12 protein-coding genes are annotated in these 17,544 nt (G+C 57.0%); 7 read left to right on the top strand and 5 right to left on the bottom strand.

Going from position 1 to position 17,544, the window contains the following annotated elements:
- Positions 1-277: 277 nt before the first annotated feature.
- Positions 278-1,924, top strand: coding sequence for a class I fumarate hydratase FumA (gene fumA, locus ACTJJ1_RS24555; RefSeq protein WP_004947983.1), 1,647 nt, complete (start codon positions 278-280; stop codon positions 1,922-1,924).
- 169 nt (positions 1,925-2,093) lie between these two features.
- Positions 2,094-2,960 carry a helix-turn-helix domain-containing protein gene (locus ACTJJ1_RS24550; RefSeq protein WP_440835686.1) on the top strand — a complete coding sequence of 289 codons (867 nt, stop codon included), beginning with the start codon at positions 2,094-2,096 and terminating at the stop codon, positions 2,958-2,960.
- On the opposite strand, the gene ACTJJ1_RS24545 is transcribed toward ACTJJ1_RS24550, so the two are convergent.
- Positions 2,896-3,933, bottom strand: a complete 1,038-nt coding sequence (locus ACTJJ1_RS24545) for an XdhC family protein (RefSeq protein ID WP_440835684.1) — start codon at positions 3,931-3,933, stop codon at positions 2,896-2,898. The two genes, ACTJJ1_RS24550 and ACTJJ1_RS24545, sit on opposite strands and share 65 nt — an antisense overlap.
- 8 nt (positions 3,934-3,941) lie before the next feature.
- Positions 3,942-4,526, bottom strand: a complete 585-nt coding sequence (locus ACTJJ1_RS24540) for a nucleotidyltransferase family protein (RefSeq protein ID WP_440835682.1) — start codon at positions 4,524-4,526, stop codon at positions 3,942-3,944.
- A gap of 205 nt (positions 4,527-4,731) precedes the next feature.
- Here ACTJJ1_RS24540 and ACTJJ1_RS24535 point away from each other — a divergent pair, with 205 nt between their 5' ends.
- From ACTJJ1_RS24535 to ACTJJ1_RS24525, 3 genes are read left to right on the top strand one after another with little or no spacing between them, the layout of a single operon-like run.
- Positions 4,732-7,521 (top strand): xanthine dehydrogenase family protein molybdopterin-binding subunit, encoded by a 2,790-nt coding sequence (locus ACTJJ1_RS24535; protein ID WP_122289069.1) that lies wholly within the window; start codon positions 4,732-4,734, stop codon positions 7,519-7,521.
- Positions 7,518-8,072 carry a (2Fe-2S)-binding protein gene (locus ACTJJ1_RS24530; RefSeq protein ID WP_440835680.1) on the top strand — a complete coding sequence of 185 codons (555 nt, stop codon included), beginning with the start codon at positions 7,518-7,520 and terminating at the stop codon, positions 8,070-8,072. Before ACTJJ1_RS24535 ends, ACTJJ1_RS24530 begins: the two co-directional genes overlap by 4 nt.
- Positions 8,069-9,310, top strand: a complete 1,242-nt coding sequence (locus tag ACTJJ1_RS24525; protein ID WP_440835678.1) for a c-type cytochrome — start codon at positions 8,069-8,071, stop codon at positions 9,308-9,310. Before ACTJJ1_RS24530 ends, ACTJJ1_RS24525 begins: the two co-directional genes overlap by 4 nt.
- Positions 9,311-9,349: 39 nt before the next feature.
- Here the strand turns inward: ACTJJ1_RS24525 and ACTJJ1_RS24520 are convergent, their stop codons facing one another.
- The 3 genes from ACTJJ1_RS24520 to ACTJJ1_RS24510 form a co-directional block, all read right to left on the bottom strand.
- Entirely contained in the window at positions 9,350-10,300 is a 951-nt protein-coding gene (locus tag ACTJJ1_RS24520; protein WP_440835676.1) for a glycoside hydrolase family 43 protein, read from the bottom strand.
- 10 nt (positions 10,301-10,310) lie between these two features.
- Positions 10,311-11,711, bottom strand: a complete 1,401-nt coding sequence (locus ACTJJ1_RS24515; RefSeq protein WP_004947956.1) for a glycoside-pentoside-hexuronide (GPH):cation symporter — start codon at positions 11,709-11,711, stop codon at positions 10,311-10,313.
- Positions 11,712-11,907: 196 nt separating this feature from the next.
- On the bottom strand, positions 11,908-13,284 hold the full coding sequence (locus ACTJJ1_RS24510) for an amino acid permease (RefSeq protein ID WP_004947952.1): 1,377 nt from the start codon (positions 13,282-13,284) through the stop codon (positions 11,908-11,910).
- A 655-nt stretch (positions 13,285-13,939) separates the two neighbouring features.
- Here ACTJJ1_RS24510 and pdhR point away from each other — a divergent pair.
- Together pdhR and aceE are read left to right on the top strand one after the other, a co-directional pair.
- Positions 13,940-14,704, top strand: a complete 765-nt coding sequence (gene pdhR, locus ACTJJ1_RS24505; protein ID WP_004947949.1) for a pyruvate dehydrogenase complex transcriptional repressor PdhR — start codon at positions 13,940-13,942, stop codon at positions 14,702-14,704.
- Between the two features lie 165 nt (positions 14,705-14,869).
- Positions 14,870-17,533: a pyruvate dehydrogenase (acetyl-transferring), homodimeric type gene (gene aceE / locus ACTJJ1_RS24500; protein ID WP_004947944.1), complete on the top strand. Its 2,664-nt coding sequence runs from the start codon at positions 14,870-14,872 to the stop codon at positions 17,531-17,533.
- Positions 17,534-17,544: the final 11 nt, after the last annotated feature.

Raw genomic sequence — 17,544 nt, 5'->3', positions numbered from 1 at the left:
TTGATAACCCGATCGTCTCTGATGGATTGTAATCAATGTGTTAACTGCGGGATAATAAAGCGTGCATGCTGAGTCTGTACCCGCAGCGCTCGCCGTATGAGGTTGGAAAAAACTCCCTGAAGTAATACCTTGCTAATATAGGGGTTATTATGCGATTTAGCGCAATAACCGACTGATTAAAAATACGTAAGGTGTGGGAAGTTTTTTGCCGCAGCCTGCCCCGGGCATGCTGAGTAAGTGTGAATTTAACGCAGCTGATGTTGCAAGTGAGAGATCAATGTCGAATAAACCGTTCCATTATCAAGATCCGTTCCCGCTGAAGAAAGACGATACCGAATACTATCTGCTGAGCCGCGATCACGTTTCTGTGAGTGAGTTTGAAGGCCAGGAAATCCTGAAAGTTGCCCCCGAAGCGTTAACCCTGCTCGCCCAGCATGCTTTCCATGACGCTTCGTTTATGCTGCGCCCGGCGCACCAACAGCAGGTTGCCGATATCCTTGAGGATCCGGACGCCAGCGAAAACGATAAGTACGTTGCGCTGCAATTTCTGCGTAACTCAGAAATCGCCGCCAAGGGTATTTTGCCAACCTGCCAGGACACCGGCACCGCGATCATCATGGGGAAAAAGGGCCAGCGCGTCTGGACCGGCGGCGGCGATGAAGAAGCGCTGTCGCGTGGGGTGTACAACACCTTTATAGAAGACAACCTGCGTTATTCGCAAAACGCCGCGCTGGACATGTACAAAGAGGTCAACACCGGCAGCAACCTGCCGGCGCAGATCGATCTCTACAGTGTGGACGGTGAAGAGTACAAGTTCCTGTGCGTCGCCAAAGGCGGCGGCTCGGCCAACAAAACTTATCTGTATCAGGAAACCAAGGCGCTGCTGTCGCCGGGCAAGCTGAGAGATTACCTGGTCGATAAAATGCGCACGCTGGGCACTGCGGCCTGTCCGCCGTACCACGTGGCGTTTGTCATCGGGGGCACTTCGGCTGAAGCTACGCTGAAAACCGTCAAGCTGGCGTCGACCAAGTACTACGACGGCCTGCCGACCGAAGGCAACGAACACGGCCAGGCGTTCCGTGATGTGGCGCTGGAAGAAGAGTTGCTGAAAGAAGCGCAGAACCTGGGGCTGGGCGCGCAATTTGGCGGTAAATACTTTGCGCACGATATCCGCGTGGTGCGTTTGCCGCGCCACGGCGCATCCTGCCCGGTCGGCATGGGCGTTTCCTGTTCCGCTGACCGCAACATCAAGGGAAAAATCAACCGCGACGGCATTTGGCTGGAGAAGCTGGAGCACAATCCGGGCAAATTTATCCCGCAGGAACTGCGCCAGGCCGGAGAGGGCGAGGCGATCAAGGTCGACCTCAACCGCCCGATGGCCGATATCCTCAAGCAGCTGTCGCAGTATCCGGTATCGACCCGCCTGTCGCTGAGCGGCACTATCATCGTGGGGCGCGACATCGCGCACGCCAAGCTGAAAGAGCGTCTGGATCGCGGTGAAGGTTTGCCGCAATACATTAAGGATCACCCGATTTACTACGCCGGCCCGGCCAAAACGCCGGACGGTTACGCCTCGGGTTCGTTGGGGCCGACCACCGCCGGGCGCATGGACTCTTACGTCGATCTGCTGCAATCTCACGGTGGCAGCATGATCATGCTGGCGAAGGGCAACCGCAGCCAGCAGGTGACGGATGCCTGCAACAAACACGGCGGTTTCTACCTTGGCAGCATCGGCGGCCCGGCTGCGGTTCTGGCGCAGCAAAGCATCAAGAGCCTGACCTGTGTGGAATATCCTGAACTGGGGATGGAAGCGATCTGGAAAATCGAAGTGGAAGATTTCCCGGCGTTTATTCTGGTGGACGACAAAGGCAATGACTTCTTCCAGAAGATCCAGGCCGGCCAGTGCTCGCGCTGCGTGAAATAACCCTTCAAAAACAGTTGCCGCCTGATAGGGGCGGCAACTTTCACACTGAATTCCCTCCTGTGTAAAGTCCTGTTGCCCGCTGGACGCCTCGTTTTAACCTGTATACCCTACGCACAAAGCAGTAAAACGTGCACAAAGGCATATTTGTAACGGAAGGTTCGGCAAGAAAATGGGAACGCAGGAAAATCACATCAAGGATCTGCTGGTCTGGATTGAAGACAATCTGACCAATCCGCTGTCGTTGGATATTGTGTCCGCCAAATCAGGCTACTCGAAATGGTATCTGCAGCGCCTGTTCAAGAAGCAGACCGGGCTGTCGCTGGCATCGTATATTCGCGCACGACGTTTGTATCTGGCTGCTTTCGCATTGCGTTTCACGCGAAAGAGCATTCTTGATATTTCCGTAGAATATCAATTTGATAACCAACAAACCTTTTCCCGCTGTTTCAAAAAGCACTTTGCCGAATCCCCCAGCGTCTACCGCCATGCCCGCAAGCAGGATTTCAGCCATCTGGTGCGTTCGCTGTCCGCCGGTCAGCCTGGCGATATTAAGGTCGATCGCGTCACCGTTGATAAAGGCCAGTATCTCCTTCGAGGGAAAAATTACGCCTATCACCTGGACATTGAGCATCTGGATAAGTCGCATCTGCACCTGCGCAGCGGGATCAAAGAGAATTTCTACAAGCTGCTCGGCGACCGTCCGCCGTTGATCTACGCGCTGACTCATTTTAGGCCGGATGGGGAACGGGTCAGGGTGGATTATTCTCTCGGTGTCGAGGCGGACGCTTCGGTTAACGACGCTCCCGAGCTGGAAGCGTTGCCGGACATCCACGGCGATTTTTGCCGCTTTTGTTATTCCGGCAAGCCGGTGGCGCTGAACGACCACGTGGTGCAGATATACACTCAGATATTGCCGGAGCTAGGCCTGGCCCGCCGGGAAGGGCCTGACCTGACGATGTTCAGCTATTCGCTCAATGAGCGGGAGGAGCTGCATCTGGAGCTTCAGCACCTGGTGCCCGTAATTCCTCTGGACTGAAAAGCCGGGCCGCCGCGCGATTTTTCTGTTGCACGATATCGGCCATCACCGCCAGGGCGATTTCCGCCGGGGTTTTACTGCCGAGCGGCAGCCCGATCGGCGCGTGAATACGTTCCAGCTCTTGTGGGCTGAACTCGGCAATCTGCTGCAGGCGCTGGCGGCGGCGCGCGCTGTTGCGCAGCGAGCCCATGGCGCCGATATAAAACGCCGGGGTGTGTATGGCCTCCATCAGCGTCAGGTCGTCCATCCGCGGGTCGTGAGTCAGCGCCACGATGGCGGTATTGGCGTGGCACCCGCCGTCCTCAATAAATTTGGCCGGGAACTGGCGCAGCAGCGTCACGCCGGGCCGGAGCTGGGGGGCGAAGTTATCCAGTGCCTCCGGGCGGTTTTCACACACCAGCACTTCGAACCCCAATGAACCGGCGAAATCGGCGCAATAGAGTGCCACGCTCGATAACCCGGCAATCAGCAGGCGCGGTGCCGCGGCGATATTCAGCGTGATTTGCTGCCCATTGCGCTCCACCTGGGTGGCGCTGGCGAAGTCGGTCAGTTCCAGGTTGCGGCAGGCATTGGGCAGGGTCAGGCGTTTGATCAACGCGTGGTGTCCGTCCAGCGCGCCGGCGATTTTTGTCAGGTAGCCGATGCTGTCGTCACCGGCCGGCAGGTATTCAATCAGCACGTCCAGCACACCGCCGCAGGGCAACGCCACGTTCGGCTCCAGGCCGCCTTCACCGTAGCGGATCACCTGGCTGGCCGCCAGATACTCCCCGGCCGCCACGCGCCGCAGAAAATCCTCTTCCACGCAGCCGCCGGACAGCGAGCCGCAGTAATGCCCGCTCTGGGTTGCCGCCAGCAGCGCGCCTGGCGATCGCGGCGAGGAGCCGTAAGTATTCAGTACTGTACACAGCCACACCGGCTGCTGTTTCAGCCAGCTTATCGCCTGGCTGACCACGGTGATATCAAGATGCTGCATAGATGATTTTACTCGCTGGCCGGTAGCTGTGACGGAAGATCAATATCCTGCACGACGTTTGCCCGATCAAGAGGCAACAGATAAACCGCTTCCCCTTGCAGCAGTTCACGTGCGCCATTATCACCGCGCAACTGGCACAGCCTTTTGCGCAATGGCGCGGCAAAGCCGACCGGGTGGCCAGGCCGTTGGTCGAAGCAGGGGCGAGCTATCGTATGATGCTGCAGCGCGTCGGCGACCAACCGGAAGATGTCCGGCGTGACGAACGGCATATCCGCCAGATGGATCAACCAGCCTTGCCAGTGCGGCGTGGCGTCAACGCCGGCGGCGATGGAATCCCCGAGACCTGCGCTGGCGAGCAGCGTGACCGGTACCTGATACGCGCTGCAAATCTGCTGTATCCACCGGTTATCGGGCCGGGTGACGACCCACACCGGCAGGCCGGAGGCCAGCGCCTGGCGCAAGGTATGTTCGAACAACGGGCGCCGGCGACCCGTCTCATCCGCAAACTCAGCGTCTAATTTGTTGCCTGCGCCACCGGCCTGCGAGAAGCGTTCCCCACGCCCGGCGGCGGCGATCACTATGCCTGTTGTCATCTGCTCTGCCCGAATTTGCGCAACTGTTGATTACCTTACCGCCAATGTGTGTTTTTAATATGTGTTTTTGTTGAAAACAGGATGTTAATCATCACATAATTTTGGGTATAAGCATATGCTTATGACGTCTACGGCAAGGTCGTCAGCGTTTGCGCAACAACACCGCGAACACAAAAAACAACAATAAAGAAGTGAAGGACTTTTTATGAGCAATTTCAACTCGTCACGGCGTCGCTTTATCAAAAGCGCCGTGATAGCGGGGGTGTCCGTCTACCTCGCCCCCCTCTACAGCCGCGCCTACGCCGCGCTGTTTGAACAAAAGATTCTTCAGTCGCCTAACTGGGACCCCCATGAGAAACGCGTGCGTTTCCGTATTGACGGCCGTGCCAAGGTTATGGGGCAGAAGGTGTTCGCCCGCGATATCCGCGCAGTCGATATGCCGCACTGGCCACAAAAGCAGGCGCACGCCTTTATTCTGCGCGTAACCAAGGCCGACAGGCTGTTTGCGGGTCTCGACCTCTCGTTGTTGGGAGACGACCTGCAGCCGGATCGTCTGGTGACGGCGGAAGATTTGGCGCGCGACGGTCTGGCTTTCCCGGCGTTTTATGGCGACGACATGCTGCTGCCCGCAGGCAAGACGCCGGCCTATCTGGGGCAGGCAGTGGCGATCCTGATTTATCACGATTTCGCCCGTTTCCGCTTTGCCAAGGACAAGCTGAAATTCCGCGAAGATACTCTTAAATACGGTGCCGAGACCGGCCCGCTGGAACGCGATCCCTGGGGCACCTTCCGCTATGTGCGGGTGGGCGGCGACCAGCCGTTCGATGACGATCGTTTCTCCAGCCTGAAAGACACGCCGATTTTCCCGGTGTCGATGAGGAAACACCTGCCGGTCTGGCCGGAAGGCCGTGAAGGCGGCAAGCTGGATCAGGAAGGCATGCATTATGCCGGGCTGATTGCCGCTGAGCTGCAAACGCCGCCGGATGATTGGCTGGTACTGTCGCGCCGTTATACCACGCAGTCTGTCGATACTTCGGCGCTGGAGCCGGACAACGCCAATGGCTGGTTCGATGAGGCGACGCAGACTCTGCATCTGGTGGTGCCGACCCAGTCCCCGCAGGAAGTGGCCGACGAAATGCCGCGGATGCTGGCCAAACGCAACCCGCCGGTGAAGCAGCTGATTTTGCACCCGTGCTATACCGTCGGTTACGGTTCGAAAGATCACTTTAACTTCCCGTACTACGGCGCGGTGGCGGCGATGTATGGCGACGGACACCCGGTTCGCCTGGCCAATGACCGCTTCGAGCAGTTCCAGACGGCGCTGAAACGCCACGCTTTCGACATGAACTACCGTATTGCGGTCAATCGCCAAACCGGCGTACTGCAATCATTCCACGCTGAGATGACGGCAGACGGTGGTGGCCGCAGCAACTTTACGCCGTCGGTGGTGATGGTGGCGGCGACGGCGGCACAATCGATTTACTACTTCCCGAAAAGCGATTTGTCGGCGGTGGGATTGGCTTCGCGTGCTATCGACGCCGGTTCGGCACGCGGCTACGGCACGCTGCAAAGCATGGCCGCCACCGAGATGATGGTGGACGAACTGGCTGCCGAACTCAAGATTGACCCGATCGAATTCCGTTTGCGCAACGTATTGAAGTCCGGGATGAAAAACACCCAGGGCGCTATTCCTGCCGGCGCTATTCGTGCCGATGAAGTGCTGGAGAAGGCGGCGAAGCACGAGATGTGGCTGCAACGCGCCCAGCGTAAGGCCGAGTTTGAGAGCCGGCATCCGGGCAAACGTTATGGCGTCGGCTTCGGTTGCGTGCAAAAAGACTTCGGTACCGGGGCGGAAACCTCCTTTGCTCGCGTCGAGCTGGGGGAAGACGGGCGCATCATGCTGTATCACAGTGGCGCAGAGATGGGGACCGGCATGTCGACTTCACAGTCGGTGCTGTGCGCGCAGTGGCTGGGCAAACCGGCGGATGAGGCGCACTTTTCGGTGACCGACTGGTCAGTGCTGCCGATGATCGCCAGCGGCGATCCTTACATCATGTCGCAGGCCGAGCAGGATCAGTTGCAAACCAACCCAGCCTGGACGCCGAGCTACTGTTCGCCGTCCAGCGCCAGCAACTCGGCATATTACTTTTCCCACAGCACGCGCGAAGCGGCCCGGCTGATCTTCAATCACGGTTTGTGGCCGGCGGCGATGGCGCTGTGGCAGGCGGGTATCGGCGGTGGCCAGGCGGCGCCGCTGGTGGTGCGCAGAGAAGACGCGCGTTGGGTAGAAGGCGGGCTGACCGCCGCCGGCATGGCGGTGTTGAGCCTGGAGATGTTGGCGAAAAAAGCCTACCAGATGGGCGGTATCACCGGTGCGGCGGTGCACGTGTTTAACCGCTGGCAGTGGGCGGAGGCGGATTTCACGCTGAGCGGTAACGGTGAGCGCCTGCCGATCGACGGGTTGGCGGTACGCAATGCCAATGGCGAGTTCAAAACGCTGTCGCGCACCCAGGTCTATTATCCACCGACCCAGCGCAATAACGCGGCGGTGACCTATTACAGCGCCGTCGGCACCTTGGCGGAAGTGGCGGTGGATATCGCCACCGGCCAGGTGGAGCTGCTTAACCATCATTCGATCATGGAGTGCGGCAACCTGATTGTGCCTGAGCTGGTTTCCGGCCAGCTGCAGGGCGGGCTGGCGATGGGCATCGGCCATGCGTTGCACGAATATTTACCCTTGTACGAAGACGGGCCGGGTAACGGCACCTGGAACTTTAACCGTTACCACCTGCCGCGAGCCAGCGATGTGGCGGTCTGGAAGCAGACCGGCGACATCCTGCCCGCGCTGTCGGAAACCGATCCGCCAAAAGGCATGGCCGAAGTGGTGATGATCCCGGTGGTCGCCGCGTTGGTTAACGCTATTGCCCATGCCACTGGCCACCGTTTCCGTGATTTGCCCGTTCGTGCAGAAAATATTCGTGAGGTATTACAATGAGCATTAAAACCCAGCCGATCTCCCTGACCGTCAACGATAAACAGTATGGCCCGATCGAGGTGCCGGAAGGGCTGATGATGATCGACTTCCTGCATGAATATCTCGATCTGACCGGTTCGCGCCTGGGCTGCGGGCAGGGCATTTGTCACGCCTGCGTGGCGATTGTCGATCATCCGAGCGGCACCAGTGAGGAAGTGCGCACCTGCATCACCGGCGCGCATTTTTTCAGCGGCAAGAAAGTGCGCACCGTCGAAGGGCACGCCAGGGTGGATGAACACGGCGAGGTGGTCGAGCTTTCACCGATTCAGCAGGCCTTTCTCGAACATTACAGCTTCCAGTGCGGCTACTGCACGCCGGGCTTCGTCAACGCCGCCACCCTTTTTGTGGAAAAGCTCAAGCGTGAGCCCATTGCGCGCGATCAACTGGAAAGCGCCATCGAGCAAGCGCTGGACAACCATATCTGCCGCTGTACCGGTTATGTGCGCTACTACGAAGCGGTGCGCGACGTGGTGCTGAATACGCCGGGTCTGGTGAAGGAGACGGCGCGATGAAAAAACGTCTCGCACTGTTGATTCTGCTGGTGGCGATTATCGTTATCGCCCTGCTGTGGTGGCGGGAAAACCGCCGCTACGACGGTCCGGTGCAGCAGGTGACCGCCAGCGCCGAACAAATCGTCCGGGGGCGCTATCTGGCCCAGGCCGCCGACTGCGCAGCCTGCCATACCGCCAGCGGCGGCGCGCCTTTGGCGGGCGGCTATCCGTTGGATACGCCGTTCGGCACTATTTATGGCAGTAACCTGACGCCTTCGGCCGACCACGGCATTGGCCGCTGGACCAAAGACGACTTCTTCCTGGCGCTGACCCAGGGCGTGGCACCGGGCGGGCGCCATCTCTACCCGGCGATGCCTTATACCTCGTATAAAGGGATTTCGCGCCAGGATGCCGATGACATTTATGCCTATTTGATGACGCGCCCGGCGGTGGATGTCGCCATCCCGGAAAATGCCATGCCGTTCCCGTTCAACCAGCGCATGGCGCTGATTGGCTGGAACCTGTTGTTCCGCAACCAGGATCCGCTGCCGGCCAGCTCGCAGGGGACTTCGGCGCAGTGGCAACGTGGCCGCTATCTGGCGGATACGCTGGGCCACTGCGGGGAGTGTCATACGCCACGCGGCATGCTGGGCCAGATGGATCTCGGGAAACCGATGCAGGGCGGCGAACTGGGGCGCTTTATGGCGCCGGACATCACTCCGCACGGGTTGGCGCAACGCGGCTGGACGCCGGACGACCTGAACCGCTTCCTGGCAACCGGCATTGCGCCGCAGGGCAGCGCCTTCAGCGAAATGCATATGGTGGTGGATCTCAGCACGCGTCATTTGACGCCGGAAGACCATCAGGCGTTGGCTACCTATCTGATGGGTGAGCAACCGCCGGCCGCGCTGCCGGTAAAAGTGGGGCAGGGCAGCGATGCCGGGCACATCAGCTATCTGGATCAGTGTTCCGGTTGCCATGCACGTGAAGGCGAGGGTAAACCGCATGTGGCGGTCGCGATGCGCGATAACGCTACGCTGCGCCAGCCGGACGCTAAAAACCTGATTGTCTCGGTGCTGGACGGTTTGCCGGCGCAGCAGTTCCCCAACGGCGAAAGCATGCAGAGCATGCCGGCCTTTGGCGAACGTCTGGACGATGCGCAAGTGGCGGAATTAGTGAATTATCTGCGGGTCACCTGGGGTGGGTTGCCGGCGGATGTGACAGCCGAGCAGGTGAAGAAACTGCGAAATCAGCCTTGATCAAGAAGGGGCTCAGCGTGCTGAGCCCCTTTTACGTTACTAGCGATTGTCCGCCGGGGGTTCACCCAATACCGGCATGCCTTCTTCATCCCACGTTATCGGCTTAATCCGCGCATGACGATTGGGGTCATAGAGCGGATCGCCCTCGATTTCCGTGTAATTGCGTGCATGGTAAACCAACAGATCCCGGCCCTGCTCGTCGAGGGTAAAGCTGTTGTGTCCGGGGCCGAATTGGCGGTTTTTGGCGCTGGTGCGGAATATCGGTTGGCTGGCCTTGTGCCATTGGGCTGCGTCGGTGATGTCGCTATCGATATCGGCCCAGAGCAGCCCGATGCAGTAATTTTCATCGGTGGCGCTGGCGGAGTAGCTGATAAATATCCGTTGGCCATGAGTAATCACCGCAGGTCCTTCATTCACCTCGAAACCCACGACTTCCCAGGGGAGCTCCGGCTTGCTGAGCAGCACCGGTTTGCCCTTTAGCGTCCACGGGTTTTCCATCTCCGCCAGGTAAAGATTGGAGTTGCCGCTGATGGCCGGATCCTTTTGCGCCCATAAGTAATAATGTTTGCCGCGATGCTCAAAATGGGTGGCGTCGAGGGAGAAGCTGTCGATGTGGCTGTATACCCTGCCTTTTTCTACCCATTCCCCGGTTAACGGGTTGGCTGCGCTGCATTCCAGCGCAAACATGCGATGCTGGAACAGGCCATCTGCAATGTCGGGGCTGTGGGCGGCGGCAAAATACAAATACCACTTGCCGTCGATAAAGTGCAGTTCCGGCGCCCAGATCAGCGCGCTCATTGGCCCTTGCTGCGGCTTTCGCCATACGACCCTTGCTGTGGCCTGCGGCAGTTCGTCGAGGCTGCGCGCCCGGCGAAGCTCCAGGCGATCGTATTCCGGCACCGAGGCGGTGAAATAGTAATAGCCATCGCTGTGGCGCAAAATAAAGGGATCGGCCCGCTGTTCGATAAAGGGATTAGGGTAGTCTCGCATTACGGGCTCCTTACGGGTGTTTGGTTTCTAGCTGCTGTTCACGATAGTCGGCCAGTTCCTGGTAATTGACCCGGCGCTTTTCCAGATCGATCTGAATCTGCTGCATCAGCTGGCGATCGACCTTCAACAGGCGTACTACGCCGGCGGTGATCAGATAGCCAATGCCCGGGATCACGGTGAACAACAATACGATGCTATTCAGTGCACTGGCGCTTTGGCTGGCCGCATCTGCCTGATAACCGGAATACGACATCAGGAAGCCGACCATGGCGCCGGCTACCGCCAGCCCGACCTTCAGGAAGAACAGATTGCCGGAAAAGCTGATGCCGGTGATGCGCTTGCCGGTTTTCCACTCGCCATAGTCGTCCACGTCGGCCATTAACGACCAGTGCAGCGGTGAAGGGATTTGGTGCAAGATATTCAGCAGGAAATAGGCGACCACGATTAATGAGGTCAACTGAGGATTGAGGAAATAAAAACCGCAGGAAAACGCCGCCAGCACGATATTGGTCCAAAAGAACACTTTCAGTTTGCAGAAGCGGTCGGTCAGCGGCTTCGCCAATGCGCTGCCGATCATCATGCCGACTACGCCCAGCGCGATAAACAGGCTGGCGAATGAGGTTGACTGCTGCATGACGTAGGTCACGTAATACATGGTGGCCGCCATGCGGATAAACCCGGGGCAGACGTTGCAAAAGGTCAGCAGCAGAATGCGTACCCATTGGTCATTTTTCCACACGTCTTTCAGATCGGACTTGAGCGCGTCGTGGGTCGGCACGGCCGGGCGTATGCGCTCTTTGACCGTGGCAAAGCAGAACAGAAACATGAACAGGGCGATCAGCGCCAGTACGCCCATCGCCATCTGATAGCCGCGCGCCTTGTCGGCGCCGCCAAACCAGTCGGCCATCGGCAGCAGGGTTAGCGAGAGGATGAGCGTCGCAATGCCGACCAGAATAAAACGGTATGACTGGCAAGATACCCGCTCTTGCGGATCTGAGGTGATTACGCCGCCTAATGAACAGTAGGGAATGTTAATGGCGGTGTAGGTCAGCGACATCAAGAAGTAAGTGGCGAAGGCATAGACGACTTTGCTGTTGTAGCTCCATTCCGGCGTGGTGAACATCAACACGCTGAATAATACATAGGGCAGGGATACCCACAGCAACCAGGGACGAAAGCGCCCCCAGCGGCTTTGGGTGCGATCGGCGATGGCACCCATAATAGGATCGGTAACCGCATCCAGCACCCGAACCGAGAGCAGTAGAATGCCGACCAGCGCCGGAGTCAATCCAAAGATGTCGGTATAGAAATAATTGAGAAACAACATAATCGCGCCACCGATCATGTTGCAGCCGGCATCTCCCATGCCATAGCCAATCTTTTCTTTTATCGATAGGGCATTGCTCTTCATGGACATTTTCTCCGTGGCGGCAGGATCTGACTGAGTGGCAACGATTATTGTCCCGGCAGGCGGCGAGTTATCAGAAACTATTGGTTGTAGAGATGGACAAACCGGGCGTGGCGAAGAAACTGTGAGCCAGTTTGCAAAATTGCAGGGCAATAAAATGGCCCGCATTTGCGGGCCATGTTGATTTTAACGCGGTTTATCAGCGGCTGGCGGTGCTCGCCGTACGCTGGCTGCGCTGTTTGATGACGTAGCCGATGGCCAGAATCGCCACCCATACCGGGATCAGCAGCACCGAGATTTGGATACCTGGCGTCAGGTACATGATCACCAGAATACCGGCCATAAACGCCAGGCACAGGTAGTTGCTGAACGGATACCAGAATGCCTTGAACTTCGGTTCTACACCTTCACGGTTCTTGGCCGCGCGGAACTTCAGGTGCGCCAGGCTGATCATCGCCCAGTTGATCACCAGCGCCGATACCACCAGCGCCATCAGCAGCTCGAAGGCACGCCCCGGGATCAGGTAGTTGATCAGCACGCAGAAGGCGGTGGCAATGGCGGACACGCCGATGGCGATCACCGGCACGCCGCGGCCGTCGACTTTCAGCAGGCTTTTCGGGCCGTTGCCCTGTTGCGCCAGGCCGTACAGCATGCGGCTGTTGCAGTATACGCAGCTGTTATAGACCGACAGCGCTGCGGTCAACACCACGATATTCAGCACCGTTGCCACCACGTCGCTGTTCAGCGCGTGGAAGATCAGCACGAACGGGCTGCCGCCTTCAACCACTTTGCCCCACGGGTACAGCGACAGCAGAATGGTCAATGAACCGATATAGAAAATCAGAATGCGGTAGATCACCTGATTGGTGGCTTTAGGGATGCTTTTCTGCGGGTTATCGGCTTCGGCGGCGGTGATGCCCACCAGTTCCAGACCGCCGAACGAGAACATGATTACCGCCATCGCCATCACCAGCCCCATGATGCCGTTCGGGAAGAACCCGCCCTGCGCCCACAGATTGGTTACGGTGGCTTCCGGGCCGCCCATGCCGCTGAACAGCAGGTAGGCGCCGAACACGATCATGCCGATAATCGCCACCACTTTGATAATGGCGAACCAGAACTCCATCTCGCCATACACTTTCACGTTGGCCAGGTTGATGGCGTTGATCGCCAGGAAGAACACCGCGGCGGACACCCAGGTCGGGATTTCCGGCCACCAGTACTGAACATAGATGCCGACCGCGGTCAGTTCCGCCATCGCCACCAGCACGTACAGCACCCAGTAGTTCCAGCCGGAAGCGAAGCCGGCGAAGTTGCCCCAGTATTTATAGGCGAAGTGGCTGAAGGAACCGGCAACCGGCTCTTCCACCACCATTTCACCCAGTTGGCGCATAATCAGAAACGCGATGAAGCCGCCAATGGCATAGCCGAGAATGACCGACGGGCCGGCCATTTTTATTGTTTGAGCGATACCGAGAAACAGCCCGGTACCAATTGCGCCACCTAGGGCTATAAGCTGAATATGGCGGTTTTTCAGGCCGCGTTTCAGCTGGTCGCCTTGCTGTTGACCATCCATCAATGAAACCCTCTGTCGTTGCAGAATACTCACATGCTGTAAAGCAGTGGTTACGATGTGTGTTTTGTTTTATTTACGGCGTTATAGCTATTAATTCCACGGCGCCGCTACCGTTTGGCAAAGAATAATGTTATGCGCGTCAGTTTGCACCTGCTTTATTCTGTGAGTGATTAAGATTTCAGCAGTTTAGGAAACAAAATGCGGGTTGTGTGACGACAGAGGGGATCCGATGCACGAAATAAGCAGCAAATCACATAATGCGCAGAAATAACTTAGATATGAATCCTTGGCGGTGGTGAAATAGCAATCAATTATATGCCGGATATACGCCGCAAATAGCTATTCGTTAAAGCTTAATAAACATGCAATAAAATTCTGCTTTTGATGCTTCAGTCTTCCTGACGAGGCGCAGCCTCTAAAACGTTAAATCAGAAACCTACCTCGTAAATGGTATTACCAACGGTGAGTTACCGGTTTGCAGCAGGCCGGATAGCGAAGTGTTAACCGGATATCGAGGTGTTAAAATGTGCGGGGAATCATGATTTCGAACGAGGCTCATATGGACAGGAGGTGAATACTTTGTTACTTTACGGTCACGTTTTTGAAATTGGTATTACCAATTGACTCCGCGCCATTCGCAGAGAAGAATTCACCCATGGCCTACAGCAAAATCCGCCAACCCAAGTTGTCAGACGTTATCGAGCAGCAGCTCGAACACCTGATCCTCGAGGGAACGTTGCGTCCAGGCGAAAAGTTGCCACCGGAGCGCGAACTGGCGAAACAATTTGATGTTTCCCGTCCTTCTCTGAGAGAGGCCATCCAGCGCCTGGAAGCTAAAGGGCTGCTCCTGCGCCGTCAGGGCGGCGGCACCTTTGTACAAACTAATCTGTGGCAGAGCTTCAGCGATCCGCTGGCTGAACTGCTGGCCGACCATCCTGAATCACAATTCGATCTGTTGGAAACTCGTCATGCCCTCGAAGGTATCGCTGCCTATTATGCGGCGCTGCGCGGTACCGACGAAGATCTGGCGCGCATCCGCGATTGCCATATTGTGATTCAGCAGGCCCAGGACAGCGGCGATCTCGATGCAGAAGCCGACGCGGTCATGCAATACCAAATCGCCGTGACCGAAGCTGCCCACAACGTTGTGTTACTGCACCTGTTACGCTGTATGGGGCCGATGCTGGAACAGAACGTGCGTCAGAACTTTGAATTGCTCTACTCGCGCCGTGAGATGTTGGCAAAAGTGAGCAGCCACCGCGCCGGGATTTTTGAGGCGATTGTGGCACGCGAGCCGGAAAGGGCCCGCGAAGCTTCGCACCGCCATTTGGCGTTTATCGAGGAAATATTGCTGGATCTCAGTCGGGAACATACCCGGCGCGAGAGATCGCTGCGGCGTCTCCAGCAACGCAAGGATTAAGAACGTTTCTCTTCAGGGTACACCAGCCTGCGGGGTTTACGTTCGGAATGCTTATTTAAGCATTTACGCGGCAACTAAACTGATGGGCCTGTCTTCGTGTGTTTTGCTTCAGAACACAGGAAGACAGGCTCCAAACAAACCATTAGACAGATAAGGAATACCACCATGTCAGAACGTTTAAACAATGACGTGGATCCGATCGAAACCCGCGACTGGCTGCAGGCGATCGAATCGGTCATCCGTGAAGAGGGTGTTGAGCGAGCTCAGTTTCTGATTGATCAGGTATTGGGTGAAGCCCGTAAAGGCGGTGTTAGCGTTGCAGCCGGTGCTGCCGCCAACAACTACGTCAACACCATCGCGGTGGAAGACGAACCTGCTTACCCAGGCAACCTGGATCTGGAACGTCGTATCCGTTCAGCCATCCGCTGGAACGCGGTAATGACCGTTCTGCGTGCATCCAAGAAAGATCTGGACCTGGGCGGCCACATGGCTTCCTTCCAGTCTTCCGCGACCTTCTATGAAGTCTGCTTCAACCACTTCTTCCGTGCGCGCAACGAGCAAGACGGCGGCGATCTGGTTTATTTCCAGGGCCACATCTCTCCAGGCGTTTACGCACGAGCCTTCCTTGAAGGCCGCCTGACCGAAGACCAAATGAACAACTTCCGTCAGGAAGTTCACGGCAAAGGCCTGTCTTCTTACCCGCATCCGAAACTGATGCCGGAATTCTGGCAGTTCCCGACCGTTTCCATGGGCCTGGGCCCAATCAGCGCCATTTACCAAGCGAAGTTCCTGAAGTATCTGGAGCACCGTGGCCTGAAGAACACCTCCGCTCAAACCGTTTACGCCTTCCTGGGCGACGGCGAGATGGACGAACCTGAATCCAAGGGCGCGATCACCATCGCTACCCGCGAAAAACTGGACAACCTGGTCTTCGTCATCAACTGTAACCTGCAGCGTCTGGACGGCCCGGTAACCGGTAACGGCAAGATCATCAACGAGCTGGAAGGCATCTTCGCCGGTGCAGGCTGGCAGGTTCTGAAAGTGATTTGGGGCGGACGTTGGGATGAACTGCTGCGTAAAGACACCAGCGGCAAACTGATCCAACTGATGAACGAAACCCTGGACGGCGACTACCAGACCTTCAAATCCAAAGACGGCGCTTACGTACGCGAGCACTTCTTCGGCCGCTTCCCGGAAACTGCCGCTCTGGTCAAAGACATGACCGACGACGAAATCTGGGCGCTGAACCGTGGTGGTCACGATCCGAAGAAAGTCTTTGCTGCACTGAAAAAAGCGCAGGACACCCAAGGCAAACCAACCGTTATCCTGGCCCATACCATCAAAGGTTACGGCATGGGTGAAACCGCGGAAGGTAAAAACATTGCTCACCAGGTGAAGAAAATGAACATGGAAGGGGTTCACCACTTCCGCGATCGTTTCAACGTGCCGGTTGCCGATGCTGACATCGAAAAACTGCCGTACATCACCTTCGAGAAAGAGTCTGAAGAGTACAAATACCTGCACGAACGCCGTCAGGCGCTGAAAGGTTATGTGCCGACTCGTCTGCCGGCCTTCACCCAGAAGCTGGAAATGCCGGCTCTGGAAGACTTCAGCTCGCTGCTGGAAGAGCAGAACAAAGAAATCTCCACCACTATCGCTTTCGTACGTGCCCTGAACGTGATGCTGAAGAACAAGTCGATCAAAGATCGCCTGGTGCCAATCATCGCCGACGAAGCCCGTACCTTCGGTATGGAAGGTCTGTTCCGTCAGATCGGTATCTACAGCCCGAACGGTCAGCAATATACCCCGCAAGACCGTGAGCAGGTTGCTTACTACAAAGAAGACGAGAAAGGTCAGATTCTGCAGGAAGGCATCAACGAACTGGGCGCAGCTTCTTCATGGCTGGCCGCAGCGACCTCCTACAGTACCAACGATCTGCCGATGATTCCGTTCTACATCTACTATTCGATGTTCGGTTTCCAGCGTATCGGTGACCTGTGCTGGGCAGCGGGCGACCAACAGGCGCGCGGCTTCCTGATCGGCGGGACTTCAGGCCGTACCACCCTGAACGGTGAAGGTCTGCAGCACGAAGACGGCCACAGCCACATTCAGTCTCTGACTATCCCTAACTGTATCTCTTACGATCCGGCTTACGCATACGAAGTGGCTGTAATCATGCACGACGGCCTGGTCCGCATGTACGGCGACGCGCAAGAAAACGTCTACTACTACATCACCACGCTGAACGAAAACTACCACATGCCGGCCATGCCGCAGGGTGCAGAAGAAGGTATCCGTAAAGGTATCTACAAGCTGGAAACTCTGGCAGGCAGCAAAGGTAAAGTGCAGTTGCTGGGTTCAGGTTCCATTCTGCGTCACGTGCGTGAAGCTGCGCAGATCCTGGCGAAAGACTACGGTGTTGGCTCTGACATCTACAGCGTGACTTCCTTCACCGAACTGGCGCGCGATGGCCAGGACTGTGAGCGTTGGAACATGCTGCACCCAACCGAAACCCCACGTGTGCCTTACATCGCTCAGGTGATGAACGATGCGCCTGCGGTTGCGTCTACCGACTACATGAAGCTGTTCGCAGAACAGGTTCGTACTTACGTTCCAGCCAGCGATTATCGCGTTCTGGGTACTGACGGCTTCGGTCGTTCAGACAGCCGCGAAAATCTGCGTCACCACTTTGAAGTCGATGCTTCTTACGTTGTGGTTGCTGCTCTGGGTGAACTGGCTAAACGCGGTGAAATCGAAGCTTCTGTGGTAGCTGATGCGATTAAGAAATTCGACATCAACCCAGAAAAAGTTAACCCGCGTCTGGCATAAGAGGTACAGAA

It is taken from the genome of Serratia sp. 22264 (assembly GCF_052045345.1).
GTDB classification, from domain to species: Bacteria; Pseudomonadota; Gammaproteobacteria; order Enterobacterales; family Enterobacteriaceae; genus Serratia; species Serratia plymuthica.
The sequence above is the reverse complement of the archived record's forward strand: the minus strand, read 5'-3'. Positions and strand labels throughout refer to the sequence as shown.

What these genes read in the sequence shown, in the direction of transcription:
- fumA (WP_004947983.1), top strand. Translation starts at nt 278, where the DNA reads ATGTCGAATAAACCGTTCCATTATCAAGATCCGTTCCCGCTGAAGAAA.
- ACTJJ1_RS24550 (WP_440835686.1), top strand. Translation starts at nt 2,094, where the DNA reads ATGGGAACGCAGGAAAATCACATCAAGGATCTGCTGGTCTGGATTGAA.
- ACTJJ1_RS24545 (WP_440835684.1), bottom strand. Translation starts at nt 3,933, where the DNA reads ATGCAGCATCTTGATATCACCGTGGTCAGCCAGGCGATAAGCTGGCTG.
- ACTJJ1_RS24540 (WP_440835682.1), bottom strand. Translation starts at nt 4,526, where the DNA reads ATGACAACAGGCATAGTGATCGCCGCCGCCGGGCGTGGGGAACGCTTC.
- ACTJJ1_RS24535 (WP_122289069.1), top strand. Translation starts at nt 4,732, where the DNA reads ATGAGCAATTTCAACTCGTCACGGCGTCGCTTTATCAAAAGCGCCGTG.
- ACTJJ1_RS24530 (WP_440835680.1), top strand. Translation starts at nt 7,518, where the DNA reads ATGAGCATTAAAACCCAGCCGATCTCCCTGACCGTCAACGATAAACAG.
- ACTJJ1_RS24525 (WP_440835678.1), top strand. Translation starts at nt 8,069, where the DNA reads ATGAAAAAACGTCTCGCACTGTTGATTCTGCTGGTGGCGATTATCGTT.
- ACTJJ1_RS24520 (WP_440835676.1), bottom strand. Translation starts at nt 10,300, where the DNA reads ATGCGAGACTACCCTAATCCCTTTATCGAACAGCGGGCCGATCCCTTT.
- ACTJJ1_RS24515 (WP_004947956.1), bottom strand. Translation starts at nt 11,711, where the DNA reads ATGAAGAGCAATGCCCTATCGATAAAAGAAAAGATTGGCTATGGCATG.
- ACTJJ1_RS24510 (WP_004947952.1), bottom strand. Translation starts at nt 13,284, where the DNA reads ATGGATGGTCAACAGCAAGGCGACCAGCTGAAACGCGGCCTGAAAAAC.
- pdhR (WP_004947949.1), top strand. Translation starts at nt 13,940, where the DNA reads ATGGCCTACAGCAAAATCCGCCAACCCAAGTTGTCAGACGTTATCGAG.
- aceE (WP_004947944.1), top strand. Translation starts at nt 14,870, where the DNA reads ATGTCAGAACGTTTAAACAATGACGTGGATCCGATCGAAACCCGCGAC.